The organism is Microbacterium sp. NPDC076768 (assembly GCF_040687205.1).
GTDB lineage: Bacteria > Actinomycetota > Actinomycetes > Actinomycetales > Microbacteriaceae > Microbacterium.
Map to the genome: position 1 here is coordinate 456,035 of NZ_JBFBMU010000002.1, position 26,245 is coordinate 482,279.

Consider the following 26,245-nt stretch of genomic DNA (forward strand, 5'->3'; position numbering starts at 1 on the left):
GCTACCGAGACGCGACTCAGCCTCTCCGTAGTCGCATTTCATAGCCTTAGATGCGACTGTTAGTCGACAAAATCGCATATAACTTTCCGCGGTGGTACTAAAGACGACCGCATGATGCGCAGCGTCGACGCCACCATCCCTCCCTTCATCGCCGAGCTCGCCTATGCGCCCTCGCTCGATGAAGTGCTCGCCTCCGAGAGCGCGCTTCTCGCTGTCCCGCAGACCGACACCGATGCCGAGGGGCACTCGGCCGTGCTCATGGACGACCTACTCGCCCACCTCAACCGCGATGACGTGCCCGCGCTCGTCCAGGCCGCGATCGGTCACGCCCAGTTCGAGTCCATCCATGCTTTCACCGACGGCAACGGCCGCATCGGCCGCGCGCTTGTCTCCGCCGTGCTCCGACGTCGCGGCATCATCAAAAACGCGGTCGTCCCTCTTGCCAGCGGACTGCTCGCGCGGCGCGACGACTACTTCTTCGCCCTCGGCTCCTACCGGCTCGGAGACCCAGCGCCGCTCATCCTTCTGTTCGCGCAGTCGGCCCGCGTCGCCGCCACTGCCTCCAGGGATACCCCGAAAACTTCGAGAACACCCATCGGAGATTCCCGATCCTCGCTCACGGAGCGCGCAATGTGCAGCTTCGGCTGCGCGGCCGCATCCGCACGGCGCACGAAACAAGAAAAGCCGCCTGAAATCAGACGGCTTTTCTTGTTCACGCGGGTTCCACGTACGAGTTCACACCCGTTCCGCGTACAACCTTGTGTGCCCTCGACAGGAGTCGAACCTGCGACCTACGGTACCGGAAACCGGCGCTCTATCCACTGAGCTACGAAGGCGTACTGATCGACAATATCACTCGCTGGGGGTGGTTTCTGACCCGCCTGCCTCGGTGACGGGTGCGGTGCGAATCTCTTCGAGGGCGGCGCTGAGCTTCTCGGCAAGGTAGCGGTGGCCGTCGGTCGAGGGGTGCTTGCGTCCTTCTTCTACGTCGATCACGTCGAGGTAATTCTGCTCGGTGATCCAGTTCTGAGCGATGGGGGAGATGTACCACCACCCCCTCGCCGCGGCGAGTTCAGAAAGATCCACATCGATCCGTGCGGTTTCTGTGCCCACTGGCAATTCATGGGGGGCCGGCCCGAGCACCACGATCGCCGCTTCAGGGTAGATAGCTGTCAATGCGTCCCACGCCGCGATCACCGCTTCGCGATAGCCAGCAGCGCCCTGCGCTCTGTCGTTGATGGAGCCCTGGATGATGACCAGGTCAGGCAGAAGCGCGGCGTCGAGCGCGGCGATGCGTTCGCCGAACCCGGGTCCATCGATGCCTGGTTTGAGGTAGCCGCTGCCGCGGACGCCATCGACGACCGTCGCGCCGCCGATGAGATCGGCGAGCACGTACGCGTATCCGAGTGTCGGCACGTTCGCCGCAGACCCGTAGGTCCACGAGTCGCCGAAGACCAGGGTGGTCGGGTTCTCCGGCAAAACCAAAGGCGCAGGGGCAATGGCAGTAGATGCGCCACCGTCCCCCTCTGCAGATGCGCCCAGAGGGGAGCCGGAGTCCAAGGGGGCCCACGGGCGCCACATGCCAAGAACCACTGCGGCGATGGCGACAACCACGGCGAGAATCATGCCGGTGGTGCTCAATCGACGGCGGTGGGTGGTGGCGCTCATGGCACGAGGGTAAAACACTCGACGCCGATTACGAATTCCGCAGGCGACATTCCGTCAGGCTGGGCTTCGTGTCACCGTAAACTGGGAAGGCTATGAACCCCGAAACTCTCGCCGAAGCCCTTCTCGCCGTCATCGCTCCCATTGCGGAAGAGCGGCGCCCTGGCGAGCCGTTGCAGCTCGCGGCCTCCGACATCGTGCTGGAACGCCCCCGCAACCGCGACCACGGCGATTGGTCCTCCAACATCGCGATGCGGCTCGCGAAGCCGTTCAGCACCAACCCGCGCGAGCTTGCGCAGCAGGTTGCCGATGGGCTGGCTGAGGTCGATGGCATCGCGAGCACCGAAGTGGCTGGCCCTGGGTTCATCAACATTCGCCTTGACGCCGCTGCGGCTGGCGCGCTGGCCAAGGTCATTGTCGACGCTGGCACTGCCTACGGCACGAACACCTCGCAGAAGGGTGTGAGCGTCAACGTCGAGTTCGTCTCAGCCAACCCGACCGGCCCGCTCCACATCGCGCACACTCGCTGGGCGGCCCTGGGCGACTCGATTGTGCGATTGCTTCTTGCGAGCGGTGCACATGCGGTCCGCGAGTACTACATCAACGACGCCGGCGCACAGATGGACCGCTTTGCCGCTTCTGTTCTTGCCGCTGCCAAGGGGGAGCCCACACCAGAGGGCGGCTACCCGGGCGCCTACATTGCAACGCTCGCTGAGCGCGCGCTCGAGGCACGTCCCGATCTGCTGCAGCTCGCCGAAGAGGATCAGCTGGTCGTTGCGCTGGACCTCGCGTACGAATTCCAGCTCGCCGAGATCAAGAATTCGTTGGAGCGCTTCAACGTGCCTTTCGACGTCTGGTACTCCGAGCGCACACTGCATGCCAAAGACGCCTCGGGCACGAGCTTGATCGACCAGGCCGTTGATCGACTGCGCGAGCAGGGCCACGTCTTTGACGACGGCGGTGCCGTCTGGGTGCGCACCACTGACTTCGGCGACGACAAAGACCGCGTCATCCGTCGCTCCAACGGTGAGTACACCTACTTCGCTGCCGACGCCGCGTACTACCTGAACAAGGGCGACCGGGGATTCCAGAACAAGATCTACCTTCTCGGGGCAGACCATCACGGCTACGTGCACCGCCTCAAGGCAGTCGCGGGGGCAGCGGGTGAAGACCCGGAAAAGAACGTCGAGGTGCTGATCGGCCAGATGGTGTCGATCAACGGCGCTCGCCTCAGCAAGCGCGCGGGCAACATCATCGAGATGGATGATCTGCTCGACTGGTTGGGAACGGATGCACTGCGCTACTCGCTTGAGCGTTCGCCTGCGGATTCGCCCCTTGACCTTGACCCTGAACTGCTGCAGAAGCGCACCAACGACAACCCAGTGCACTACGTGCAGTACGCGCACGCCCGCACACACAATGTGGCCAGGAACGCGGCAGATTCCGGCGTCGATCGCTCTGAGTTCGCCCCGGAGACACTGACCCACGAGTCAGAAGCCGCTCTGCTCGGTGCGCTGCAGGAGTTCCCTCGCCTGGTGGCTTACGCGGCTGAGGTGCGCGAACCGCACCGTGTCGCGCGTTACCTCGAAGAGCTCGCGGGCCTGTATCACCGTTGGTACGACAACTGCCGCGTGATTCCGCAGGGCGACGACCCGATCGAAACGGTGCACCGCACCCGGTTGTGGCTCAACGACGCAGCGGGTCAGGTCTTCCGCAACGGCCTCGACCTGTTGGGTGTCAGCGCGCCGGAACGCAAGTAGTTCGTCGTCGCGTTCATCTCGATACGGCAGGATGTCATCTATGAGTGACGACAATCACACCCTGCCGTATCCGGACGCCAACGGCGAGCACCCGACGCTCGTTGTTCCCGGTGCTGCTGCCACCCAGGAAGCGACGGAAGAGCCGAAACGCGCACGCAAGCGCTGGCCGTGGATTCTGTTGGCCGTGGTTGTCGTGCTCGCAGCTCTCGTTGTCGTCGGTGAGCTTGTTGCCCGCGCTGTCGTGCCAGGGATGGTGCGCGCAACGGTGATCGAAGAGCTTGGTCTCTCTAGTGACCAGCAACTCGATGTTGACGTCGAAGGCATCCTCCTCCCGCAGTTGGTTGGCGGCACGCTCGACACCGTTCACCTCGCAAGCGACTCTGTGTCGTTGGAAGGTGTGACGGGCGCCGTCGATGTCACCGCTACGGGGGTGCCTGTGGGCGGCGGTGACCTGGCCGGCGCGTCTGGCACCATCCGCATCGACGAAGCCGAATTCACCTCGCTCATCGCGGAGACCGAGCTACCCGTCGACTCGGTGGCGTTTGAGGCTCCCAACGCCACCCTGAGCGGGTCGTTCAGCGTTTTCGGTGCCGACGTTCCCCTGTCGCTGACCTTCACACCGGGGGCCGTCGAGGGCGAGCTTGAACTCACCCCTGTCGCCGTGACGGTGGGCGGGATCGATATTGACCTGGATGATGCCGGATCCGTCTTCGGGTCGCTGGGAGAAGGCCTCACTCAGCCGCAACAGGTGTGCATCGCTGATCAGCTCCCCGCGGGCGTTACCCTCGCAGGGCTCGAGATTGTCGACGGCTCGGCCGTCATCGATATCGATGTCGATGGCGCGATTGCCACAGACCCCACGCTTCAGGCGAAAGGCGTGTGCTCGCGCTGATCTGAGGTCGTATTAGCCGCGTTCCTCTGCTACCGCTTTCTGAGCGGTACGGAGCTCCTCTGTGGCAATCTGCACGTCGACCTCTGCACGTTGCAGACGTCGCTCTGTGAAGGTGGTTGCAGCGAACCGCACATGCACGCGGTCGTGGCTTTCTTCTTCGGCTGTCACGATGTAGGCGCACGCGTACAGCATCACTTGAGACGAGAAGTTCAGCCAGATCAGCAGTGCCAGCAGCGATGCGAATGAGGCCAGAAGCGGGTTGTTGGTTGCGCCGCCAATAAACAGACCAGACAGCTCTTGCAACGCGAGTAAGCCGAGCGCTCCGATCGCGGCGCCAGACCACACCGAACGTCGTGCGGCAGGCAAGCCGGAAAGCAACCGGAAGACGCCGACGATCAGGGCCAGGTCGAGGCTGAACACGATGAGAATCGACAGTATGCGCACTGACCAGCTGACTGCTGCTGATCCTGGTGGCAGGCCGAGTAGATCGGTGATCCACTCCACACCGAGCTGGCCGACGAAGGTGAGAAAAGCGGCGATGACGAAGGCGAGCCCGATACCGACGGCGAGTGCGAGGTTCCGCAGAATCACCCAGATAAAGAGGATGTCGTCGTGAAGTGTCCCCGCGAGCACACGCACCGCTGTGCGCAGTGATCCGATGGCACCGAGTGCGGAACCCACGAGGGCGAAAATAGAGATGATGCCAGCGATCGACAGAGATGCGGGTTCTTGCAGGGCCTCTGTTTCGATCACGCCTCCTTCGCCGATCAGACCAGGCACGGCGGCTTGCACGGCATCGACGATCGCTTGCCACGCGGCGGGGTTGCCGGCCAACCACAGCGTCGCAAGAGAGAACCCCAAGAGCACGCCAGCAAAGACGCTGAACAGCGCGCGATACGTCACGCTGTCTGCGAGCATCGGGCCGCGGCGCTCGACGTACAGTAACGCCGCACGCACTGGCCGGCGGGCGAGGGCCCACGCGATCACCGGTCCGGTGATGCGCGCTACAAGCCCCGGATCTGCGGAGGAGTCTGGTTCTGTCTCAGTCTTTGCCACATGACTACCCTATGAGGCCGAGATTGACGCCTGCAGGGGGTTGACGTCGCGCGTCACGAACACCAGGGTGAGCGGGGCGGTGCCATAGAATCGGGTCAACCTCGGTGTGCGAGCCCCTCCCGAGATCCCTCTCACGATTGGTGTTTAGTGCTTCCCGCTGTCGACTCGCTTGTCCCGGAATGGCTCGTCGTCCCCGACGACCCCAACGACCTCGCCGACGGCGTATGGCCAAGTTCTGCGCGACGTAACGCCGACGGTGTGCTGGATGTCGCCGGCGTCAGCGCTACCGCGCTTGCACAGACGTATGGAACACCGCTTCTCGTGCTGGATGAAGATGAGGCGCGCGGCCGTGCCCGCCGTTTCCGCACAGCATTCGAGCGAGCTGCGGCAGAGCACAACACCACGGCGCAGGTCTACTACGCCGGCAAGGCTTTCCTGTGCACAACGGTGGCGCGCTGGGTCGTAGACGAGGGACTCAGGGTCGATGTGTGCACAGGGGGAGAGCTTGCGGTTGCCCTCGCCGCTGGCGTCGCGCCAGGGACCATCGGTTTTCACGGCAACAACAAGTCGGTCGTTGAACTGGAACGTGCGGTCGAGGTCGGCGTCGGCACGATCATTGTCGACAGCGCGATTGAAATCGAGCGACTCGCGGCCATCACTGCGCGGCTCGACGTGCGTCAGCGGGTGCTGGTCCGGGTGATCAGCGGTGTTCACGCCGAGACTCACGACTTTCTGGCCACAGCGCATGAGGACCAAAAATTTGGGTTCCCGTTCGCGGAAGCCGAGACGGCGGTCGCGCGTATTCGTGAGCTTCCTGGCCTCGAATTCGCGGGCTTGCACTGTCACATTGGCTCTCAAATCTTCGGAGTTGCGGGTTTTAGGGAGTCGGCGTCGCGCGTGCTCGATCTCCACACCACACTTCTCGAAGGCGGAGCAGTTCCGCAGCTCAACCTCGGTGGCGGTTTCGGGATCGCCTACACGCGTGTCGACGATCCGACGCCAATTGATGAGCTTGCGGCGGGGATCGTCGCGGCGGTTGCAGAGGGCTGCGCAGCGCGAGGCATCTCGGTGCCAGCGCTTTCGTTCGAACCAGGCAGGGCGATCATTGGCACCGCCGGCGTGACGATTTACGAAGTGGGTACCACCAAAGACGTCACTGTGGAGTCCGGCCAGGACCGACGTTACGTCAGCGTAGACGGGGGAATGAGCGACAACGCGCGCCCAGCCCTCTATGGCGCTCAGTACTCGGCCAGGCTCGCATCGCGGGCGGGAACCGGTGCCCCCCAGCTGAGCAGAGTGGTCGGCAAACACTGCGAGTCAGGCGACATCGTCGTTGACCACGAGTACCTGCCTAACGACCTCGCCCCTGGCGACTTGCTCGCAGTGCCAGCTACTGGCGCGTACTGTGTGTCGCTGGCCAGCAACTACAACCATGTGCCTCGACCCCCCGTGGTCGCGGTGCGCAAGGGGAATTCGACGGTCATCGTCCACGGCGAGACGATCGACGACTTGTTAGCTCGCGACGCGGGCATCGACGGAGCGAGCGGCTCCGCGCGACACCAATGACCACCTCCGAAGGAGTAACCATGACTGACTACCGACGACTTCGTGTGGCCCTGCTAGGTGCCGGATCCGTGGGCTCGCAAGTGGCGGCTCTTCTGCTGCGCCACGGCGACGAGCTGGCTGACCGCGCGGGCGCCGAGCTGGAGCTTGCGGGAATTGCTGTGCGCGACGTAGACGCAGAGCGCGATGTTGAGCTTCCCAAAGAACTTTTCACAACCGACGCTGAGTCGCTGATTCTGGGCGCCGATATCGTCATCGAACTCATCGGCGGCATCGAGCCCGCACGCACAAGCATCCTGCAAGCGATCGGTTCGGGCGCAGACGTCGTCACCGCCAACAAGGCGCTGTTGGCTACGCACGGGCCGGAACTGTTCGAAGCAGCAGACCGGGTAGGCGCTTCCGTCTACTACGAAGCGGCAGCAGCAGGCGCCATCCCGATCATTCGTCCACTGCGCGACTCGTTGGCAGGTGACCGCGTCGTGCGCATCATGGGCATCGTGAACGGCACCACAAACTACATTCTTGACCGGATGGACACGGAGGGCGCAGACTTCGCCGATGTGCTCGCAGACGCGCAGCGTCTGGGGTACGCCGAAGCAGACCCGACGGCAGACGTTGAAGGCTACGACGCTGCGCAAAAGGCCGCGATTCTCGCGAGCCTCGCGTTCCACACCGCCGTGCCGCTCGATGCCGTGTACCGCGAGGGCATCACCTCCATCACCGCAGCCATGATTGAAGAGGCTCGCGCTGCAAACTTCGTCATCAAGCTGCTCGCGGTGTGCGAGCGTATCGAGGCCAATGGGGCCGAGTCGATTTCGGTCAGGGTCTACCCGGCGCTTGTCCCGAACTCGCACCCTCTCGCCGCCGTTCACGGTGCCAACAACGCGGTGTTCGTGGAGGCAGAAGCTGCCGGATCACTGATGTTCTATGGTGCAGGCGCCGGTGGCGTACAGACGGCATCTGCCGTGCTCGGCGATGTCGTCTCTGCTGCTCGTCGTCATATCGCCGGCGGCGTTGGCGTGGGGGAGTCCACCAGGGCGAACCTGCCTGTCGTGCCGATTGGCCACGTCACCACGCGCTACCAGGTCACGCTCGAAGTAGCCGACGCCCCCGGCGTGCTTGCGACGGTCGCAGGGATCCTCAGCGAAGGCGGCGTATCGGTCGCCACGGTCGTACAGACCGTCGAGGGGGAAGACGAGCCAACGGCGCGACTGATCATCGGCACCCACCGCGCCACCGAGCAGTCACTCAGCGCCACGGTCGATGAGCTTGCCGACAGCTCCGTCGTTGAGCGGGTTGTCTCGGTGCTTCGGGTGGAAGGCGAGTGACAATGGCGGCAGCTGTCGTCCCCATCGGGGGCGCATCGCGCGACGGTCGTACCGTCGAGGTGCGCGTTCCGGCTACCAGCGCAAACCTGGGTCCTGGGTTTGACACTCTGGGGCTCGCGCTCAGCATCTATGACACCCTCCAGGTCACGGCGCTCCCAGCGGGCGAGCTCGAAATCGAAGTTCATGGCTCCGGAGCGAGCGAGATTCCTCGCGATGAGTCGAACCTGATCGTTCGCACGATTGCGTATGTCTTCGCTGACGCCGGGCGTCCAGCGCCTGGGCTGCGAATCTTTGCCGAGAATGGTGTGCCACACGGACGCGGTCTCGGCTCGTCTGGTGCAGCCGTTGCCGCCGGAGTTCTCGCGGCCAAGGGACTGCTCGAAGGCGATGTAGAACTCAGCGACACAGATCTTCTTCGGCTTGCCACCGAACTCGAAGGCCACCCTGACAACGTGGCGCCCGCACTGTTTGGTGGTCTGACGATCGCGTGGATGTCGGAGCGCGGCCCCCAGCACAAGAAGCTCTTGGTGCATCGCGGTGTCTCGCCGCTGGTTCTGGTCCCCGCCTACACGATGTCGACATCTCAAGCTCGCTCTCTGCAACCGCCGCAGGTATCGACGGCCGATGCGGTGTTCAACGTTTCTCGTTCTGCTTTGCTGATCGCCGCGCTGATGCAGAGCCCAGAGCTTCTGTTGGATGCGACTGCCGACAGGCTCCACCAGGACTACCGTGCTGGCGCGATGCCAGAGACCCAGCGACTTGTGCAGACGCTGCGTGCGGCAGGTTTTGCAGCTGTCGTTTCGGGCGCAGGCCCCAGCGTGTTGGTGCTCGCAGACGGACCAGGCAGCAGACAAGAGGCTGTGGAATTGGCAGACCGCGTCACCGACACCCCGTGGGAAGCGCTCCTGCTCGCGGTCGACGTGCGTGGTGGTACAGTGGGGACTCGAGCGGAGGGCTCCACGTAACTACGTGAATCTGGCCCCATTGCAACTCTTGCAAGACCCGCACGCAAAACCCCTGAGGCACAAGTGCCAAGGCTGGCTGGCGCCGAGCGTCGGCCCGTGCGATCGCGCGCAGCACCCGTTGTGTGCGTTCAACGCTCATTCCCCATGACATATAAGGGAGTACTCGTGGAGAACCTCTCCGAGACCCAGAACGATCAGTCTGCTCCGGCCAACGAAGCGCCTGCGGCTACCACAGACGCCAAGACAGAGACAGCACCGCCGCGCAAGCGCGCACCGCGTCGTGCCAGCACCGCCACCGCAGCAGCGAAGGCGGAGAAGGCCGAGGCCGCTCAGGCACAGAAGTCCGACTCTGCGGCGTCCGCTTCAGCACCCACAGAGGCTGCACCCGCCGAGGCAGCACCGGCGAAGTCTGCACCGGCGAAGTCGACGGCAAAGTCTTCGGCACGTTCATCCGCCGCCAAGTCTGCAGCGGCCAAGCGCGAAGCGGCCAAGGCTGAGACAGCCCAGTCGGCACCTGCCGAGGCGTCAGCCGGAGCAGAACAGAACACTGGCGACAAGAACGCCAGCAAAAACGACGCCAGCAACAACGCCGGTAGCAACAACGACGCCGGTGAGAAGTCCGAATCAGCTCCCAAGGCTAAGGCGCCTCGTCGCAGCCGCGCGAAGAAGGCAGATGCCGAGGCCCCGGCTGCGGAGTCCGGCGCGTCCGAAGCGCCTGCTGCCGACACTGCAGCAGAGGCTCCTGCCGAGCAGGCTCCGAAATCGACCGGCCGTGGCCGTCGCAACGCTCAGAAGCCTGCCGCCGACGCGCAGTCTTCCGCATCAGAGTCCTCCTCGGACAATGCTCCGGCGGAGAACGCACAGAACAACGACGGCGACTCCTCTGAGGGTGGCAACGAAGAGCAGGGCGGCCGAGGCCGCAACCGCAACCGCAGCCGCAACCGTGGCCGCGGTCAGAACAACGGGTCCCAGGATCAGCAGTCGCAGCCCGCAGCGGATGACGAGCAGTCAGGCGGCAACAACCGCAACCGTCAGCGCAACAAGCGCCGCAACGGTGCGCCGACAGATGAGTTCGATACCGAGATCGGTGAAGACGACGTTCTCATCCCCATCGCGGGCATCCTTGATGTTCTCGACAACTACGCCTTCGTTCGTACGACTGGCTACCTCGCGGGTCCGAGCGATGTGTATGTCTCCCTCGGTCAGGTCAAGAAGTACAACCTCCGCAAGGGCGACGCCGTTGTGGGTTCGATCAAGCAGCCCCGCGAGGGCGAGCAGCAGGGCCGCCAGAAGTACAACGCTCTGGTCAAGGTCGACTCGGTCAACGGTCTCTCCGTCGATGACGCAGCGACTCGCGTCGAGTTCGGTGCGCTCACCCCGCTTTACCCGCAGGAGCGCCTGCGCATGGAGACCGCTCCCGAGAAGCTGACTCAGCGCATCATCGACCTGGTCGCTCCGATCGGCAAGGGCCAGCGCGGACTCATCGTCGCACCGCCCAAGGCCGGAAAGACAATCGTTCTGCAGCAGATTGCGAACGCAATCGCGCAGAACAACCCAGAAGCGCACCTGATGGTGGTGCTCGTTGACGAGCGGCCAGAAGAGGTCACCGACATGGAGCGCACCGTCAAGGGCGAGGTTATTGCCTCGACCTTTGACCGCCCGGCAGAAGACCACACCACTGTTGCAGAGCTGGCGATCGAGCGCGCGAAGCGTCTTGTCGAGCTCGGACGCGACGTGGTGGTTTTGCTTGACTCCATCACGCGTCTCGGCCGTGCATACAACTTGGCTGCACCGGCGTCGGGCCGCGTACTCAGCGGTGGCGTTGATGCTTCGGCGCTGTACCCGCCGAAGCGTTTCTTCGGCGCAGCGCGCAACATCGAAAACGGTGGATCGCTCACGATCCTGGCCACGGCTTTGGTCGAGACCGGATCGAAGATGGACGAGGTCATCTTCGAAGAGTTCAAGGGCACCGGAAACAGCGAACTGCGCCTCTCGCGGGCCCTCGCTGACAAGCGCATCTTCCCGGCCGTCGACGTGAATGCGTCCAGCACGCGCCGCGAAGAGATGCTGCTCTCGGCCGACGAGGTCAAGATCACCTGGAAGCTCCGCCGCGCTCTCGCTGGTCTCGACCAGCAGCAGGCTCTCGAGGTCGTTCTCGGAAAGCTCAAGGAGACCAACTCCAACGTTGAGTTCCTCGTCCAGATGCAGAAGTCGATTCCGACGCTCCCCTCGGGTGCGCACGGACACGACAACAACATTCGCTGAGCGGCACTGACCCGTGTTTGAGTCCGTCCAGACTCTGATCGACGAGCATCGCCGGGTGCAGGAGGAACTCTCCGACCCGGCGGTGCACGCCGATGCTGCCCGCGCTAAGCGCGTGAACCGACGTTATGCCGAGCTGTCGCGGATTGTCGCTGCGTACGATGCATGGGTCGCTGCGACAGACGATCTAGAGACCGCTCGCGAGTTTGCTCGTGAAGACGAGTCCATCGCTGCCGAGATCCCGGCAATGGAAGAAGAGGTCGAGACGACGCAGGAACGACTGCGGCGCCTGTTGATTCCTCGCGATCCTGACGATGCCCGCGACGTGATCATGGAGATCAAGGCGGGGGAGGGCGGCGCAGAATCGGCGTTGTTCGCTGCCGACCTGTTGCGCATGTACATCCAGTACGCAGCGTCAAAGGGATGGAAGACGGAGCTCCTCGAGCGCAATGAGTCCGATCTTGGCGGCTACAAAGACGTCCAGGTGGCGATCAAAGGATCCTCGACCGATCCTGCACAGGGCGTCTGGGCGCATCTGAAATATGAGGGCGGCGTGCACCGCGTGCAGCGCGTTCCGGCGACGGAGTCGCAAGGCCGCATTCACACGTCGACCACTGGTGTGCTTGTCTTTCCCGAGGTCGATGAGCCGGAAGAGATTCAGATCGACCAAAACGACCTGAAGATTGATGTTTTCCGTTCTTCTGGTCCTGGTGGACAGTCCGTGAACACCACGGACTCTGCCGTGCGAATCACGCACGTGCCGACCGGCATCGTCGTCTCTATGCAGAACGAGAAGTCTCAGCTGCAAAACCGCGAAGCGGGTATGCGAGTTTTGCGCGCTCGACTGCTGGCCAGGCAACAGGAAGAGCTCGATGCGGCGGCATCAGACGCCCGAAAGTCGCAGATTCGCGGCATGGACCGTTCTGAGCGCATCCGTACCTATAACTTCCCGGAGAACCGCATCGCAGATCACCGCACCGGCTTCAAGGCATACAACCTTGACCAGGTGATGGATGGTGCTCTCGATGCTCTCATCGAGAGTGCTGTCAGTACCGATGAAGAGGCGCGGCTCGCCGCCGTCGGCTCGGATTCCTGAGCACGGCACAACGGACGTTAGGCTCAGCCCGTGATCTCTTTCCTTTTTCGCGGCCTGATGTACGTCATCTCCGCCGGTCTCGGTCTCATTGCTGCTGACCTTCTGCTCGACGGTTTTCAGATTCAGTGGAGCGAGTGGTGGGGCTTCCTCATCTGCACCTTGATCTTCGCGATCATCCAGAGTGTGCTGTCGCCGTGGGTGGCGAAGATGGCCACCCGGTATGTGCCAGTGCTGATGGGAGGGATCGGGATCGTCTCGACGCTGATCTCGCTCATCATCGTCGTCTTACTGCCGATCGGTGGCCTGCGCATTACCGACCTGACAGCGTGGCTGCTCGGTTCGGTCATCGTCTGGCTGATTGCCGCTCTCGGGAGCGTGCTTCTTCCGATGCTCTTCGTGCGCAAGAAAGTCACAGCGGCGAAGGCTGCACGTAGCTAAATGACGTAGTTGTCCGGAGCGGTCAGAACCGCTCTGGAGTCTTCACCTTCTGTGCGCTGACGCGGTTTCGCTGGCACGCCTACCAGAATGCTGTCGGCAGGAGCATCTCGGGTGACGACGGCATTTGCCCCGATCACGGAACCTGCACCGACGGATATCGGGCCGAGCACCTTCGCCCCCGCGCCCACAGCCACACCGTCGCCAAGAGTTGGATGGCGCTTACCTGCGGTTCGCGTGCGGCCACCGAGGGTGACGCCGTGATAAAGCATCACATCGTCACCAATCTCGGTGGTCTCGCCGATGACCACACCCATGCCGTGGTCGATGAAGAAGCGTCGCCCGATCGTCGCGCCAGGATGGATTTCAATCCCGGTCAGCCACCGTGCGATCTGCGAACCTGCCCGTGCGGGAAGGCGTAGACGACGGCGCCACAAAACGTGCGAAACGCGATGCACCCAAATGGCGTGCAGGCCGGGGTAAAGCAGGGCGACCTCGATCGCGCTCCGAGCTGCCGGATCCCGCAGGCGTGCGGCCGCTATGTCTTCGCGCATTCGTTCGATCATGCCCATTGGCTCACTCAGTCTTCGCGCAGATCCTCGAACAGCGCGGTGGAGAGATAGCGCTCACCGGTGTCGGGAATCACGACGACAATCGTCTTGCCGGCATTCTCTGGGCGCGCGGCGACTTTCAACGCCTGGGCAACAGCAGCGCCGGCAGACATGCCGACCAACAGGCCCTCTTTCGCCGCGAGGTCGCGAGCCATACGCAGAGACTCATCGAACTCGGCGGTAAGCACCTCGTCGAGAACTTCGCGGTCGAGCACGCCTGGAACAAAGTTCGGCCCGATGCCCTGGATCTTATGCGGGCCGGGGTGGCCTTCGGTGAGGACGGGGGAGTCCTTCGGCTCTACCGCGATCACCTGCACGCTGGGCTTCGCCGCCTTGAGTGCTTGACCTGTGCCTGTGACGGTGCCGCCGGTACCTACCCCGGCGATAAAGATGTCGACCGCACCGTCGGTGTCACGAAGGATCTCCTTCGCTGTCGTTTCCCGGTGAATCTGCGGGTTTGCCGCGTTCTCAAACTGACGAATCCAGACCGCTCCCGGTGTCTCATCGACGATGCGCTTTGTCTCATCGATTGCACCGCTCATGCCCTTGGTGGGGTCGGTCAGGACGATCTCCGCACCGAACGCCTTCAACAGAATCCGGCGCTCCTTAGACATGGAGGCTGGCATGGTGAGAATCACTCGGTAGCCGCGCGCGGCGCCCACCATTGCGAGTGCGATGCCAGTGTTTCCACTGGTGGACTCCACGATCGTGCCGCCAGGTTCAAGGGCTCCTGCTTCTTCAGCCGCATTGATCATGGCGATTCCGATGCGGTCTTTCACGCTGGAAGCGGGGTTGTAGTACTCGAGCTTCGCGAGGACGGTGGCGTCGAGCCCCTCGGTCACACGGTTGAGGCGGACGAGCGGAGTGTTTCCGAACGCGGTGGTGATGTCGGAGTGAATACCAGGCATGGGGGCCTTCCTGTGCGGGGGCTACGGCATATCAAGCCTACGGGCGCTGGGAGCACGTCGGCCCTTTGTGACGGGTGTCAGGCATAGGTGGTGGCGAGCATCGTGTCGTACATCTCGATCTCGTACGTCTGCTGTGCCGACATCTGTCGGGCAAGCGATGCGACCTTGGCAACGCTCGCATCCCCCGCAGCAGACTCCGCCATATGGATGCCGCCGACGTGGTGGGTGCGCATGAGCTCGAGGAACTCTCGACCCTTGTCGATGCCTGTCAGCTCTGCCAGACGCAGCATCTGCTGATCGGTGGCAAGCCCCGGCATAGAGGCGGCAGGCATCGACATACCCATCCATCCCATGACTTCTTCCGGGGGAGCGGTGCTTTCCCCCCATCCAGCCAGCCACGCGTGCATGAGCCCACGCTCGTATGACTGGTTTTGCAGAAGCTCGGCCGCCGCATTCTGTACGGGGCCGCCCGTGTCAGTGCCGAGCACCCGCTGGCACATCGCCAGCGCCTGCTCGTGGTGGAAGGCCATATCGGTGCAGAAGCCGATATCGACCTCGTTGGGGACGCCGGAAGCGCTGGTCGAGTCCGTCGCGGTGCAGGCGGTCAGCCCGACGCTGGCGATGGCGACAGCTGAGCCGAGGAGAAAGCGTCGCCGACTTGCTGTGCGCGGGGCGTTCCCGCTCATGCTCCCGGTCCTCCTCCGCCGAGGCTGGGCAGGGCGTCGTCCGAGACCTCGCCAGCGAAGCAACCGACGAAGTAGGGGAACGTTGTCGTCGTGTAGTAACGGTATTGACCGTCGGCATCGACTCGTCCGTTGCATTCGTCGAGGTCGCCTGATCCTTCTACGTACGAGTGTGCTGCCCATGTGTCGGTGGCAAAGAGGCTCTCGTCGGTCAGCTGCCAACTGCTGGTGAGCTGGGTCATCTCGGCGCAGTCGCCATCAGCGCACACCAGCCCAGACATGATCGGGTAACCGTCGGCGGCCCATCCCACAAGGACCGGGTCGCCTGAGGCGACTTCTTCCGCCGAGTAGAGACAGTCCACGCCCTCGGCGGATCCGAAGATATGCATGTGGAAGGCCAGCTGGCTGGCGTGGCTGCCACACTCCGACAGTGCGCCTTGCAGGGAGAGCACGTCACCGCCGGTGCCTTCGGTGGGACCGTAGAGCGGAAGACCGTTTACCGCGACGCCGATTGGTCCGAGCCGGGGGACGTCATCCGGGGAGGGGTCTTCTGCCGGGGTGGGGGTTGCAGGAAGCGTATATGTCTGCTCGATCACGTTCGGCGAGCCGGGAGTAGTGGCAATGTACACATAGTCCGGAATCGAGTTGCTTGTCACGACGATGGAGTCGTCGACGCACGTGGCCGAGAGCGTGGGATCTGCAAGATCGGGGTTCGCGGAGGTCACTTCCCGAAACGAGGCGGCTGTTGCTTCGCAATCACCTGTCGTGTTGCCGAGCTCGGCGGCGGTTTCCACTTCGGCCTCCGCTGTTGCTGTCTCCGTTGGAGTCGCTGAAGGTTCGGCGGTTGTGGAGGCTGTGCACCCGGCCAATACCAGCAGAAGGGCGCTGAAGGCACCGAGGTACGCCATCCGTCGAGGGATGGAGGTTGTGGCAGTCACGTGGAGTCCTTTCCGAGCGGTCAGTAGAACGGTATTGCGCGTTTCTATCAAGAATCGATGAGCGTGATGAGGCACAGCTGGAAGCGCAACGGCGGGGTAGTGCCGTGTGCCGCTCTACGCTGGATTCATGCTTGCTAATTCCCTCGCCTCCGCGATCCGTGCTGCATCGCAACGTCTGGCTGCGGCCGGTGTTCCGGACCCCGTCGTTGACGCCGAGCTCCTGGCAGGGCATGTGCTTGGTACCAGTAGGGGCGAGGTGCAGGCGGCGGTTATTCGAGGAGACGAGATCGCGGAGCACGACGCCAGCGTTTTGGCGGACGCCGTAGCGCGCCGAGAGACGCGGGAACCGTTGCAGCACATCACGGGCACTGCGCCTTTTCGCCATCTGGAGCTTGCTGTCGGGCCCGGTGTTTTTGTGCCGCGTCCCGAGACAGAAACGGTCGTGCAGTACGCGATCGATGCGCTGTTGAATTCGGCGGAGCCTGCACCGATCGGCGTTGATTTGGGTACCGGCAGCGGAGCCATTGCGCTCGCGATGGCTACCGAAGTGCCACATTCGCGCGTTTTCGCCGCTGAGCTGTCTGAAGACGCCTTCGCCTGGGCGAGCCGCAACGTCGAGGGCGTCGACAACCTCACTCTCGTGCAGTCAGACCTACGAGACGCCTTTCCTGAGTTGGACGGTGCGGCATCCGTGGTGATCTCCAATCCGCCATACGTTCCGAACGCCGCCATTCCGCGCGACCCGGAGGTACGCCTGTTCGATCCAGCGCTCGCACTGTACGGCGGAGAAGATGGCCTCGATATCGTGCGCGTGCTCAGCTCACGCGCTCTGCGCTTGTTGCATCCCGGTGGTCTGCTCGTCATTGAACACGGCGAGCTCCAGGGCGAATCGATCAGAGACATTCTCACGCAGGATGGGTGGCGAGCGACCGCAACGCATCGGGATCTCACTCTTCGCGACAGAGCGACGACTGCTCTTCGCCCCTGATCAGCTCCCTCTGAGCATGCACAGGGTGCGTGTTGCGTAGAATCAAACCGTCATGTCAACCATCTTCGACTGCAGCGACGAGTCGCAGCTCCTCGCCGGCATGCGCCATGCGCGCCAGGCCATTGGACGCGGCGAACTCATCGTCATGCCCACAGATACCGTGTACGGCGTTGCCGCCGATGCATTTTCGCCTGCTGCCGTGCAGCGGCTCCTTGAGGCGAAGGGGCGCGGGCGTGACCAGCCGCCGCCTGTGCTCATCGGTACGAAAGAGACGCTCGCTGCCCTCGCGGAATCAGTTCCAGAGCCCGTGCAGCACCTCATCGATGCCTTTTGGCCTGGCGGGCTGACGATTGTGCTCCCGGCGCAACCATCGCTGGTGTGGGACCTGGGGGAGACCCTTGGCACGGTAGCCGTGCGAATGCCGGAAGGCCGCGTTGCGCTCGAACTCCTGGCAGAGACCGGTCCGCTGGCGGTATCCAGCGCGAATCTCACCGGACGCGCAGCGGCGATCGCCGCTCCAGATGCCGAGAAAATGCTCGGCGACAGCGTTGCTGTCTACCTCGATGGTGGTCTGAGTAAAGACGGCGTCGCCTCCACGATCATCGATGCGACATCCCTCGTCAGACACAGTGACGACACGGTGCCAGCGAAAGTGCGTGTGCTCCGCGACGGTGCAGTGTCTCGCGATCAGCTCAGAGAGGTGCTTGGCGACCTGCTCGCTACCGAAGAAGAGCACGAGCACGACCACTCGCACGAGCATGGTCACACTCATGAGCAGGACGGGGATTCGTGAAGCAGTATCTCTTCACGATCGTTCTCACTGCCGCGATCACGTTCGTACTGACCTGGGCGGTGTGGCGACTGAGCCTCCGGTTCAAGTTGTACCCCGGGATTCGCGAACGTGATGTGCACACCACTCCCACGCCACGGCTCGGCGGAATCGCGATCTTCCTGGGCATCACTGCGGCTTTCGCCTACTCGTCTGTCAACCCGTTTTTTCAGAGCATCTGGATTCCGCCGCAGACCATGTGGTCGATTCTGGGCGCCGCACTGCTGATCGCGATCATCGGAGTCGTCGACGACCTGTGGGATATCGACTGGATGATCAAGCTGGGAGCGCAGTTCCTCGCGGCAGGACTCATCACCGTTGGTGGCGGACTTCAGATCCTCTCGCTGCCGTTCGGTGACCTCATCGTCGTGTCGAGCTGGTTGAGTATCACGATCACCATGTTCGCCATTGTGATCGTGATGAACGCGGTGAACTTCATTGATGGGCTCGATGGACTTGTGGCCGGCGTCTGCCTCATTTCCAACGGCGTCTTCTTCGCCTACTCGTATATCTTCACGCGAGACTCCGGAGCGTCCAGCTACTTCAACCTCTCTACGTTTATTGCTGCGGTCTTGATCGGTGCGTGCTTGGGATTCCTGCCGTTGAACTGGAGCCCAGCGAAACTCTTCATGGGCGACTCCGGCGCCCTGGTGATTGGGCTGTTGATGGCGACCTCAGCGATCGCGATCACCGGCCAGATGGACCCCTCTGCACTAGACCCTGAGCGCCTAGGCCGCTCGCAGTTGGTCGGCGCATTCCTCCCGATCCTGCTTCCGCTTCTGGTCGTGCTGTTGCCGTTACTTGACTTCGGACTCGCGGTGCTGCGCCGGATGAGCGCTGGCCGCTCGCCGTTTTCGCCTGATCGTAAGCACCTGCATCATCGGATGCTCGACCTCGGCCACCGCGACCGCGATGCCGTCCTCATTTTCTACGCATGGACGGCTGTTGTCTCCCTGGCCGTGCTCTTGATGTACGTCGGCGCACGGGAGGACTGGCCAGGCCAGTACCTGCCCGGCGTTGGCTTCGGCGTTGTGGGCGTTATCGCCTGCCTCGTCATCACGCTCAGCCCCACCAGCCGCAGCTCCACCCCAGAGGTCTCGGAGAAGACAGCATGAAGACCACCCATCTTTCTAGTAACCCGATACTTCGAACGACGCTCGTGTGGGGAGGGATCGTCGGAACGGCAGTCATCATCGTGGCCGCCGTCGTTGGCGGACTGGTTGCCGGATCGGCTGGCGCATGGAGTGGCGTACTGGGTGCGCTCGTCGGAATCCTTTTCCCGGCCTTCACGGCAATCAGCATCCTGATCGCGAACAGATGGTACGGCTCGCCTTCTTACCTGCAGATCTTCTTTGGGGTGGTGATGGGGGCCTGGCTGGTCAAGTTCATCGTGGTGATCGTGCTGCTCCTGGTACTCATGCAGATCGAGTGGATCGTGCCGATCGTCTTCTACATCTCGCTCGTGGTCTCGGCGGTGCTCGCCCTCACGATCGACCTCTTGGTGATTGCACGCGCACGCATCCCCGCAGTGTCCGATACAGAGCTGCCAACGGTTGTTGCCGATGACTGAGGCGGCAAGAGTGTCAAGGACTGCCACATTCTTTGATAGGCTGTTCTCGCCCCTCTACGGCAGGTGTGCAGCGGTTACGCTGAGGCCCCGTGAGGAACATATTCTCACCTCTGACCGCGCTGTAGCTCTCTGGCGCGAGAAGCTGGAGCCACTCCGTTGACTCAAGTGGGCCTTGCCGTGCTGGCCGCCGACGATAATCAGTTTCATCCGCCATCCGTGGGTGATTTCTTCCCCCCGGCACTCTTTTTCGAAGGAACGATCTTCGAGTTCACGCGCATTAACCTTGCGCAGGTAATCGCGACTGTCGTTCTGATCCTCTTCCTGGTGCTGGGTACACGCCGACTGCGTGTAGTCCCCGGTCGCTTCCAGAGCGTGGTCGAGCTGCTGTTCGGCTTCGTGCGTGAGCAGGTCGTTTACCAGATCCTTGGTGAGCGCGATGGGAAGCGTTTCCTTCCCATCCTGACGACGATGTTCTTCGGCATCCTCTTCATGAACCTCACCGGCGTCATCCCGGGCATCAACATCCCGGGAACTTCCGTCGCTGGCGTTCCGCTGCTGCTCGCTCTCACGGCGTACGTGCTGTTTATCTATGCAGGTATCCGCAAGCACGGTGGGCTGAGGTTCCTCAAGAACTCGCTCGTCCCGAGCGGCGTTCCTGTTTACCTGATGCCAGTGATCGCGGTCGTCGAACTGATCTCGACCTTCATCGCACGCCCCGTGTCTCTGTTCCTGCGACTCCTGCTGAACATGATGGTCGGGCACATGATGCTCGTCCTGTTCTTCGCAGCAACGCAGTTCTTCCTCTTGAACATGGACTGGTTCACGCCGCTTGCTGCGGGAACCTTTGCGCTGGGCTTCGCATTCACCCTGTTTGAAATTTTCGTATACATCCTCCAGGCCTACGTATTCACCATCCTCACCGCGGTTTACATTCAGCTCGCGGTTGCAGAAGAGCACTGACGATCTGCTGAATAGCAGCTCGCCCTAAGAAAGGAAACACACCAGTGGACGCAACGACGGTACTCGCTGAGATCTCCGGAAACATCGCAACCGTTGGCTACGGCCTCGCGGCAATCGGCCCGGCAATCGGTCTTGGCATCATGATCGGCAAGACCATCGAGTCGACGGCTCGCCAGCCTGAGCTCGCCGGCCGCCTTCAGACCACCATGTTCATCGGTGTCGCCTTCATCGAGATCCTCGCGCTCATCGGCATCGCGACGCCGTTCATCTTCGCGGCCGTCTGATCGCGCCCGGACTCGAGATAGGAAGGGGGCAAGACAGTGAATGATCTTGTCATTCTCGCCGCTGAAGGAGAGACGGGTAACCCGCTTCTGCCCGCGCCCTACGACATCATCTGGTCGGCAGTCTGCTTCGTCATCATCGGCATCGTTGTCTGGCGAGTAGCACTGCCGCGTATCGGAGCTGTTCTCGATGCGCGTGCAGAAGCCATCGAAGGCAACATTGCCAAGGCTGATGAGGCGCAGAAGCAGGCCGAAGCAGCACTCGAGGAGTACACGCGTCAGCTTGCTGAGGCGCGTAACGAGGCTGGCGTAATCCGTGAAGCCGCTCGCGAAGACGGCAAGAAGATTGTCGCCGAAGCGAAGGACACGGCAGCTTCCGAGGCTGCTCGTATCACCGCTACCGCGCACACGCAGATCGAGGCAGAGCGACAGACCGCTCTGGTTTCCCTGCGTAGCGAGGTCGGAACGCTTGCTATCGATCTCGCCGGTGGCGTTGTAGGAGAGACCCTCTCCGACGACGCACGCGCGGCAGCTGTTGTCGACCGCTTCCTCGCTGATCTCGAAGCATCCGAGAAGGCGGCTAAGTAATGGGCAGCGCGACCGCTCAGGCACTCGCGGCATCCATCCAGACGCTTGCCGGAGCGAAGGACGTCTCTCTCGACACCGCGCAGGAGCTTCTCTCTGCCGCGCGTGCCGTCAGTGAGTCGTCCCAGCTGAGCGGCGCGCTCGCTGATCCTTCCGCTTCGGCGGTTGCTCGGCAGAACGTGGTCGTTGCGGTGTTTGGTGCTTTTTCCGCGAACGCTCAGGCTGTGCTGAAGACAGCTGTGGCGGAACGCTGGTCGAATGCGGATGAACTCGTCGACGGCATCGAAGAACTCGCCATTCGGGCTGCGGCTATCGCAGAACCTGGCACTGACATCGAGGGCGAGCTGTTCAGCTTCTCTCGTGTGATCGCTGCGAATCCAGAGCTCGAACTCGCTCTGGGTAGCCGTGTCGGGGGAGGGGAAGCCAAGAACGCGCTCGTCGAGCGACTCCTGGCTGAAAGCTCCGCGGGGCCTGCAACGACGCTGATCATCACGTCGCTCGTGCGCCAGCCGCGCGGGCGCCGGGTTCGGCGGTTGTTGAGCCGGGCGATGAGTGTCGTTTCCAGTCAGGGTGGTCGCGTCCTCGCTACCGTCCACACGGCTTCTGACCTCAGTGACGCGCAGCGTGCGCGTCTCAGCGATTCGCTTTCGCGCCGTTACAACACTCCGGTATCCCTCAACGTCGTCATCGACCCTGAGGTTGTTGGAGGTCTGCGCGTGCAGATCGCCGATGACGTCATCGACGGCAGCATCTCCGCACGACTCGCAGACCTTCGCCAGAAGCTCGCGGGCTAACACGACTTCGCGCGGGGAACCGCGCACCCAGATACAAAGGGAAGACAATGGCAGAACTATCGATCAGCCCCGACGTCATCCGTGACGCGCTGAAGGACTTCGCCGCAGCATACGAGCCCTCAGGGGCCGGGGCGACCGAGGTCGGCACCGTCGTCGACGCCGCAGACGGCATCGCGCACGTCGAGGGCCTCCCCGGCGTCATGGCCAACGAGCTCGTCATCTTCGCTGATGGCACCAAGGGCCTCGCGCAGAGCCTCAATGAGCACGAGATCGGTGTCGTCGTCCTGGGCGAGTTCACCGGCATTCAGGCAGGTCAGGAAGTTACCCGCACCGGTGAGGTTCTCTCGGTTCCGGTGGGCGACGGCTACCTTGGCCGCGTCGTTGACCCGCTGGGTGTTCCGATCGACGGCCTCGGCCCGGTCGCCACCGAGAGCGTTCGCGCGCTTGAGCTGCAGGCGCCTGGCGTCATGCAGCGTAAGTCGGTGCATGAGCCGATGCAGACAGGCATCAAGGCTATCGACGCGATGATCCCTGTCGGTCGTGGTCAGCGTCAGCTCATCATTGGCGACCGCCAGACCGGTAAGACGGCCATCGCGATCGACACGATCATCAACCAGAAGGCCAACTGGGAGTCGGGCGACGTCAACAAGCAGGTCCGCTGCATCTACGTCGCTATCGGCCAGAAGGGCTCCACCATCGCTTCGGTGAAGGGTGCGCTCGAAGAGGCCGGCGCCCTGGAGTACACCACGATCGTGGCTGCACCGGCGTCTGACCCCGCAGGTTTCAAGTACCTCGCCCCTTACACGGGCTCGGCCATTGGTCAGCACTGGATGTACGGCGGCAAGCACGTCCTCATCATCTTCGATGACCTGTCGAAGCAGGCTGAGGCCTACCGTGCGGTTTCGCTGCTCCTGCGTCGTCCGCCGGGCCGTGAGGCATACCCCGGTGACGTCTTCTACTTGCACTCGCGCCTTCTGGAGCGTTGCGCCAAGTTGTCTGACGAGCTCGGCGCCGGATCGATGACGGGTCTCCCGATCATCGAGACCAAGGCGAACGATGTCTCGGCGTACATCCCGACCAACGTGATTTCGATCACCGATGGCCAGATCTTCCTGCAGTCCGACCTCTTCAACGCCAACCAGCGCCCCGCAGTCGATGTGGGTATCTCGGTTTCGCGAGTGGGTGGCGATGCACAGGTCAAGTCGATCAAGAAGGTCTCCGGAACATTGAAGCTGGAGCTTGCGCAGTACCGCTCCCTCGAGGCCTTCGCGATGTTCGCATCTGACCTTGACGCGACTTCGCGTCGTCAGCTTTCTCGCGGTGCTCGCTTGACTGAGCTGCTCAAGCAGCCTCAGTACTCGCCGTACCCCGTTGAGGAGCAGGTTGTTTCGATCTGGGCTGGCACCAAGGGCAAGCTCGACACCATCGAGGTCGAAGACGTACTCCGCTTCGAGCGCGAGCTTCTGGATCACCTGCGTCGCAACTCCACGGTTCTTGACACGCTGCGCGAGACCAACCTCCTCAGCGATGACACGGTTGCCGAGCTCGAGAAGCAGACGGATGCATTCCTTTTGGAATTCCAGAGTGGCAACGGTCACGCCATTGGCGGGGCTGGTCACGAGGAGTCGGCTGCGGCGGAGGACGTCAACCAGGAGAAGATCGTCAAGGGTCGTCGCGCGTAACCGCGTGGGGTACTGACATATGGGCGCTCAACTCCGGGTCTACAAGCAGAAGATTTCTTCTGCTCAGACGACCAAGAAAATTACGAAGGCGATGGAACTCATCGCGGCTTCGCGTATTCAGAAGGCCATGGCACGCGTCAAAGCGTCCACGCCCTTCGCGCGTGCCGTGACGAGGGCTGTCGCAGCCGTCGCGACGCACTCGAACGTGGACCACCCGCTCACCCGCGAGCCAGAGAACATCAGCCGCTCAGCGGTTGTTATTTTCTCCTCGGACCGCGGGCTTGCCGGAGCCTTCAACTCGCAGATCCTCCGTGAGGGTCTCGAGGTGGCAGAGCTCCTGCGCAGTCAGGGCAAGGAGCCGGTTTTCTATCTTGTCGGTCGCAAGGCCGTCGGATACTTCCAGTTCCGTCGCCTCGCAGCTGCTGCGGAGTGGACTGGTGACACCGACACTCCGTCGTTCCACACTGCCGAAGAGATTTCGGCAGCGCTGTTGGAAGCTTTCTCCCTCGGGGGAGAGGGTGGCGGGGTTGACGAGATCCACCTCGTATACAACCGTTTCGTCAGCATGATGACGCAGTCGCCCGAATCCGTGCGTCTGCTCCCGCTGGAGATCACGGAAGCCGATGAGTCGGACGCGGGAAGCACTGTCTACCCGCTGTACGAATTCGAGCCGGACGCCGAGACTGTTCTCGACGCGATCCTGCCGGTGTACATCCAGAGCCGCGTCTTCAACGCACTCCTGCAGTCCTCTGCCGCAAAGCAGGCGGCGACGCAGAAGGCGATGAAGTCGGCCAGCGACAACGCCGACAAGCTCATCACCGACTACACCCGTCTGCGCAACAACGCGCGTCAGGCGGAGATCACGCAGCAGATCGCTGAGATCGTCGGCGGCGCCGACGCTCTCTCGAGCAAATAGACCATCAGGAAAGAGACGAAAATGACCCTCACCGCTCCGGCTGACCAGCCGGCGACCGCGGTCGTCGGGCGCGTCGCACGCGTCAACGGTCCGGTTGTCGACATCGAGTTCCCTCACGACTCGATCCCAGACATCTACAACGCGCTGAAGACGACGATCGCGATGGGCGAAGAGTCCACCGAGATCACGCTTGAGGTTGCACAGCACCTCGGCGACGACCTCGTGCGCGCCATTGCTCTGAACCCGACCGACGGCGTCGTCCGTGGTCAGGAAGTGCGCGACACCGGCGAGGCCATTTCGGTCCCCGTCGGCGACGTCACCAAGGGCAAGGTTTTCAACGTCATCGGCGAGGTCCTGAACCTCGAGCCCGGTGAGCAGATCGAGGTAACCGAGCGGTGGCCCATCCACCGCAAGGCACCGAACTTCGATCAGCTCGAGTCCAAGACTCAGATGTTCGAAACCGGAATCAAGTCGATTGACCTCCTCACCCCTTACGTCCTGGGTGGAAAGATTGGTCTCTTCGGTGGTGCCGGTGTCGGTAAGACCGTCCTCATCCAGGAGATGATCCAGCGAGTCGCACAGGACCACGGTGGTGTGTCGGTCTTCGCCGGTGTCGGTGAGCGTACCCGTGAGGGTAACGACCTCATCCACGAGATGGAAGAAGCAGGCGTCTTCGACAAGACCGCCCTTGTCTTCGGCCAGATGGATGAGCCGCCGGGAACGCGTCTTCGCGTCGCGCTGTCGGCGCTGACGATGGCGGAGTACTTCCGTGACGTGCAGAAGCAGGACGTTCTGCTCTTCATCGACAACATCTTCCGCTTCACGCAGGCTGGTTCTGAGGTTTCAACGCTTCTGGGCCGTATGCCTTCTGCTGTGGGTTACCAGCCGAACCTTGCGGACGAGATGGGTGTGCTCCAGGAGCGCATCACCTCGACGCGTGGTCACTCGATCACCTCGCTGCAGGCGATCTACGTGCCGGCCGATGACTACACCGACCCGGCTCCTGCGACCACCTTCGCCCACCTCGACGCGACGACCGAGCTCTCTCGTGAGATCGCATCGAAGGGTCTCTACCCGGCCATCGACCCGCTGACCTCGACGTCACGGATCATGGACCCCCGTTACTTAGGTGACGACCACTACCGTGTCGCGACAACGGTCAAGCAGATCCTCCAGAAGAACAAGGAACTGCAGGAGATCATCGCGATTCTCGGTGTCGACGAGCTCTCCGAAGAAGACAAGATTGTCGTCTCGCGTGCACGTCGTGTCCAGCAGTTCCTCTCCCAGAACACCTACATGGCGAAGAAGTTCACCGGTGTCGAGGGTTCGACTGTTCCGCTCAAGGAGACCATCGAGTCGTTCGATGCCATCACCCGGGGTGACTTTGACCACGTGGCCGAGCAGGCCTTCTTCAACGTCGGTGGAATCTCCGACGTCGAAGAGCAGTGGGCGAAGATCCAGAAGGAGAACGGCTAACC

General features: G+C 62.7%; 24 protein-coding genes, 1 tRNA gene and 2 pseudogenes. 19 read left to right on the plus strand and 8 right to left on the minus strand.

Going from position 1 to position 26,245, the window contains the following annotated elements:
- Positions 1 to 258: 258 nt before the first annotated feature.
- Positions 259 to 342 (plus strand): annotated as a pseudogene (locus AB0O87_RS08590) (hypothetical protein); the annotation flags it as partial.
- A gap of 421 nt (positions 343 to 763) precedes the next feature.
- On the opposite strand, the gene AB0O87_RS08595 reads toward AB0O87_RS08590, so the two are convergent.
- Both AB0O87_RS08595 and AB0O87_RS08600 read right to left on the minus strand, forming a co-directional pair.
- Positions 764 to 836, minus strand: a tRNA-Arg gene (locus AB0O87_RS08595).
- Between the two features lie 16 nt (positions 837 to 852).
- The gene (locus tag AB0O87_RS08600; RefSeq protein WP_363514158.1) at positions 853 to 1,668 is read right to left on the minus strand and encodes an SGNH/GDSL hydrolase family protein; all 816 of its coding nucleotides are present in this window, start codon (positions 1,666 to 1,668) and stop codon (positions 853 to 855) included.
- 92 nt (positions 1,669 to 1,760) lie between these two features.
- Here AB0O87_RS08600 and argS point away from each other — a divergent pair, with 92 nt between their 5' ends.
- Together argS and AB0O87_RS08610 are read left to right on the plus strand one after the other, a co-directional pair.
- Positions 1,761 to 3,425: an arginine--tRNA ligase gene (gene argS, locus AB0O87_RS08605; RefSeq protein ID WP_363514161.1), complete on the plus strand. Its 1,665-nt coding sequence runs from the start codon at positions 1,761 to 1,763 to the stop codon at positions 3,423 to 3,425.
- A 40-nt stretch (positions 3,426 to 3,465) separates the two neighbouring features.
- Positions 3,466 to 4,317, plus strand: coding sequence for a DUF2993 domain-containing protein (locus AB0O87_RS08610; protein WP_363514164.1), 852 nt, complete (start codon positions 3,466 to 3,468; stop codon positions 4,315 to 4,317).
- Positions 4,318 to 4,329: 12 nt separating this feature from the next.
- Here AB0O87_RS08610 and AB0O87_RS08615 read toward each other — a convergent pair whose 3' ends face one another.
- The gene (locus AB0O87_RS08615) at positions 4,330 to 5,373 is read right to left on the minus strand and encodes a YihY/virulence factor BrkB family protein (RefSeq protein ID WP_363514166.1); all 1,044 of its coding nucleotides are present in this window, start codon (positions 5,371 to 5,373) and stop codon (positions 4,330 to 4,332) included.
- Positions 5,374 to 5,520: 147 nt separating this feature from the next.
- On the opposite strand from AB0O87_RS08615, the gene lysA reads away from it, so the two are divergent.
- The 5 genes from lysA to prfA all read left to right on the plus strand — a co-directional run bounded on the left by lysA (position 5,521) and on the right by prfA (position 12,587).
- Positions 5,521 to 6,939, plus strand: coding sequence for a diaminopimelate decarboxylase (lysA, locus tag AB0O87_RS08620; RefSeq protein ID WP_363514169.1), 1,419 nt, complete (start codon positions 5,521 to 5,523; stop codon positions 6,937 to 6,939).
- 20 nt (positions 6,940 to 6,959) lie between these two features.
- Positions 6,960 to 8,264, plus strand: coding sequence for a homoserine dehydrogenase (locus AB0O87_RS08625; RefSeq protein ID WP_363514172.1), 1,305 nt, complete (start codon positions 6,960 to 6,962; stop codon positions 8,262 to 8,264).
- 2 nt (positions 8,265 to 8,266) lie between these two features.
- Positions 8,267 to 9,229 carry a homoserine kinase gene (gene thrB, locus AB0O87_RS08630; RefSeq protein WP_363514175.1) on the plus strand — a complete coding sequence of 321 codons (963 nt, stop codon included), beginning with the start codon at positions 8,267 to 8,269 and terminating at the stop codon, positions 9,227 to 9,229.
- A 165-nt stretch (positions 9,230 to 9,394) separates the two neighbouring features.
- Positions 9,395 to 11,494, plus strand: coding sequence for a transcription termination factor Rho (rho, locus tag AB0O87_RS08635; protein WP_363514177.1), 2,100 nt, complete (start codon positions 9,395 to 9,397; stop codon positions 11,492 to 11,494).
- Between the two features lie 13 nt (positions 11,495 to 11,507).
- Positions 11,508 to 12,587, plus strand: coding sequence for a peptide chain release factor 1 (prfA, locus tag AB0O87_RS08640; RefSeq protein WP_363514180.1), 1,080 nt, complete (start codon positions 11,508 to 11,510; stop codon positions 12,585 to 12,587).
- Positions 12,588 to 12,872: 285 nt separating this feature from the next.
- Here the strand turns inward: prfA and AB0O87_RS08645 are convergent.
- The 5 genes and pseudogenes from AB0O87_RS08645 to AB0O87_RS08665 all read right to left on the minus strand — a co-directional run.
- Positions 12,873 to 13,019 (minus strand): annotated as a pseudogene (locus AB0O87_RS08645) (hypothetical protein); the annotation flags it as partial.
- Between the two features lie 2 nt (positions 13,020 to 13,021).
- Entirely contained in the window at positions 13,022 to 13,594 is a 573-nt protein-coding gene (gene epsC, locus AB0O87_RS08650; protein ID WP_363514183.1) for a serine O-acetyltransferase EpsC, read from the minus strand.
- A gap of 8 nt (positions 13,595 to 13,602) precedes the next feature.
- On the minus strand, positions 13,603 to 14,541 hold the full coding sequence (cysK, locus tag AB0O87_RS08655) for a cysteine synthase A (RefSeq protein ID WP_363514186.1): 939 nt from the start codon (positions 14,539 to 14,541) through the stop codon (positions 13,603 to 13,605).
- A 77-nt stretch (positions 14,542 to 14,618) separates the two neighbouring features.
- The gene (locus AB0O87_RS08660) at positions 14,619 to 15,227 is read right to left on the minus strand and encodes a DUF305 domain-containing protein (protein ID WP_363514189.1); all 609 of its coding nucleotides are present in this window, start codon (positions 15,225 to 15,227) and stop codon (positions 14,619 to 14,621) included.
- The gene (locus tag AB0O87_RS08665) at positions 15,224 to 16,162 is read right to left on the minus strand and encodes a YHYH protein (RefSeq protein WP_363514192.1); all 939 of its coding nucleotides are present in this window, start codon (positions 16,160 to 16,162) and stop codon (positions 15,224 to 15,226) included. Before AB0O87_RS08665 ends, AB0O87_RS08660 begins: the two co-directional genes overlap by 4 nt.
- Positions 16,163 to 16,289: 127 nt before the next feature.
- Between AB0O87_RS08665 and prmC the strand changes: the two genes are divergently transcribed.
- The 11 genes from prmC (at position 16,290) to atpD (ending at position 26,243) form a co-directional block, all read left to right on the plus strand.
- Positions 16,290 to 17,150 (plus strand): peptide chain release factor N(5)-glutamine methyltransferase, encoded by an 861-nt coding sequence (gene prmC / locus AB0O87_RS08670; protein ID WP_363514195.1) that lies wholly within the window; start codon positions 16,290 to 16,292, stop codon positions 17,148 to 17,150.
- 52 nt (positions 17,151 to 17,202) lie between these two features.
- Entirely contained in the window at positions 17,203 to 17,943 is a 741-nt protein-coding gene (locus AB0O87_RS08675; RefSeq protein WP_363514198.1) for an L-threonylcarbamoyladenylate synthase, read from the plus strand.
- Complete coding sequence (locus AB0O87_RS08680) at positions 17,940 to 19,094, plus strand: MraY family glycosyltransferase (RefSeq protein ID WP_363514201.1); 1,155 nt, start codon at positions 17,940 to 17,942, stop codon at positions 19,092 to 19,094. Before AB0O87_RS08675 ends, AB0O87_RS08680 begins: the two co-directional genes overlap by 4 nt.
- Positions 19,091 to 19,549 (plus strand): hypothetical protein, encoded by a 459-nt coding sequence (locus tag AB0O87_RS08685; protein ID WP_363514204.1) that lies wholly within the window; start codon positions 19,091 to 19,093, stop codon positions 19,547 to 19,549. Before AB0O87_RS08680 ends, AB0O87_RS08685 begins: the two co-directional genes overlap by 4 nt.
- Before the next feature lie 165 nt (positions 19,550 to 19,714).
- Positions 19,715 to 20,509: a F0F1 ATP synthase subunit A gene (gene atpB, locus AB0O87_RS08690; protein ID WP_363516171.1), complete on the plus strand. Its 795-nt coding sequence runs from the start codon at positions 19,715 to 19,717 to the stop codon at positions 20,507 to 20,509.
- A 44-nt stretch (positions 20,510 to 20,553) separates the two neighbouring features.
- Entirely contained in the window at positions 20,554 to 20,793 is a 240-nt protein-coding gene (atpE, locus tag AB0O87_RS08695; protein WP_363514207.1) for a F0F1 ATP synthase subunit C, read from the plus strand.
- Positions 20,794 to 20,829: 36 nt separating this feature from the next.
- Positions 20,830 to 21,378, plus strand: a complete 549-nt coding sequence (locus AB0O87_RS08700; protein ID WP_363514210.1) for a F0F1 ATP synthase subunit B — start codon at positions 20,830 to 20,832, stop codon at positions 21,376 to 21,378.
- Complete coding sequence (locus AB0O87_RS08705) at positions 21,378 to 22,169, plus strand: F0F1 ATP synthase subunit delta (RefSeq protein ID WP_363514212.1); 792 nt, start codon at positions 21,378 to 21,380, stop codon at positions 22,167 to 22,169. Before AB0O87_RS08700 ends, AB0O87_RS08705 begins: the two co-directional genes overlap by 1 nt.
- Before the next feature lie 47 nt (positions 22,170 to 22,216).
- Entirely contained in the window at positions 22,217 to 23,851 is a 1,635-nt protein-coding gene (atpA, locus tag AB0O87_RS08710) for a F0F1 ATP synthase subunit alpha (protein WP_363514215.1), read from the plus strand.
- 19 nt (positions 23,852 to 23,870) lie between these two features.
- Entirely contained in the window at positions 23,871 to 24,767 is an 897-nt protein-coding gene (locus AB0O87_RS08715; RefSeq protein ID WP_363514218.1) for a F0F1 ATP synthase subunit gamma, read from the plus strand.
- Between the two features lie 21 nt (positions 24,768 to 24,788).
- Positions 24,789 to 26,243, plus strand: a complete 1,455-nt coding sequence (gene atpD / locus AB0O87_RS08720; protein ID WP_363514221.1) for a F0F1 ATP synthase subunit beta — start codon at positions 24,789 to 24,791, stop codon at positions 26,241 to 26,243.
- Positions 26,244 to 26,245: the final 2 nt, after the last annotated feature.

Coding starts and splice junctions, on each gene's coding strand:
- atpD (WP_363514221.1), top strand. CDS start 24,789: ATGACCCTCACCGCTCCGGCTGACCAGCCGGCGACCGCGGTCGTCGGG.
- AB0O87_RS08600 (WP_363514158.1), bottom strand. CDS start 1,668: ATGAGCGCCACCACCCACCGCCGTCGATTGAGCACCACCGGCATGATT.
- thrB (WP_363514175.1), top strand. CDS start 8,267: ATGGCGGCAGCTGTCGTCCCCATCGGGGGCGCATCGCGCGACGGTCGT.
- cysK (WP_363514186.1), bottom strand. CDS start 14,541: ATGCCTGGTATTCACTCCGACATCACCACCGCGTTCGGAAACACTCCG.
- AB0O87_RS08625 (WP_363514172.1), top strand. CDS start 6,960: ATGACTGACTACCGACGACTTCGTGTGGCCCTGCTAGGTGCCGGATCC.
- AB0O87_RS08715 (WP_363514218.1), top strand. CDS start 23,871: ATGGGCGCTCAACTCCGGGTCTACAAGCAGAAGATTTCTTCTGCTCAG.
- epsC (WP_363514183.1), bottom strand. CDS start 13,594: ATGGGCATGATCGAACGAATGCGCGAAGACATAGCGGCCGCACGCCTG.
- AB0O87_RS08705 (WP_363514212.1), top strand. CDS start 21,378: ATGGGCAGCGCGACCGCTCAGGCACTCGCGGCATCCATCCAGACGCTT.
- AB0O87_RS08675 (WP_363514198.1), top strand. CDS start 17,203: ATGTCAACCATCTTCGACTGCAGCGACGAGTCGCAGCTCCTCGCCGGC.
- AB0O87_RS08610 (WP_363514164.1), top strand. CDS start 3,466: ATGAGTGACGACAATCACACCCTGCCGTATCCGGACGCCAACGGCGAG.
- AB0O87_RS08660 (WP_363514189.1), bottom strand. CDS start 15,227: ATGAGCGGGAACGCCCCGCGCACAGCAAGTCGGCGACGCTTTCTCCTC.
- atpA (WP_363514215.1), top strand. CDS start 22,217: ATGGCAGAACTATCGATCAGCCCCGACGTCATCCGTGACGCGCTGAAG.
- argS (WP_363514161.1), top strand. CDS start 1,761: ATGAACCCCGAAACTCTCGCCGAAGCCCTTCTCGCCGTCATCGCTCCC.
- prmC (WP_363514195.1), top strand. CDS start 16,290: ATGCTTGCTAATTCCCTCGCCTCCGCGATCCGTGCTGCATCGCAACGT.
- AB0O87_RS08685 (WP_363514204.1), top strand. CDS start 19,091: ATGAAGACCACCCATCTTTCTAGTAACCCGATACTTCGAACGACGCTC.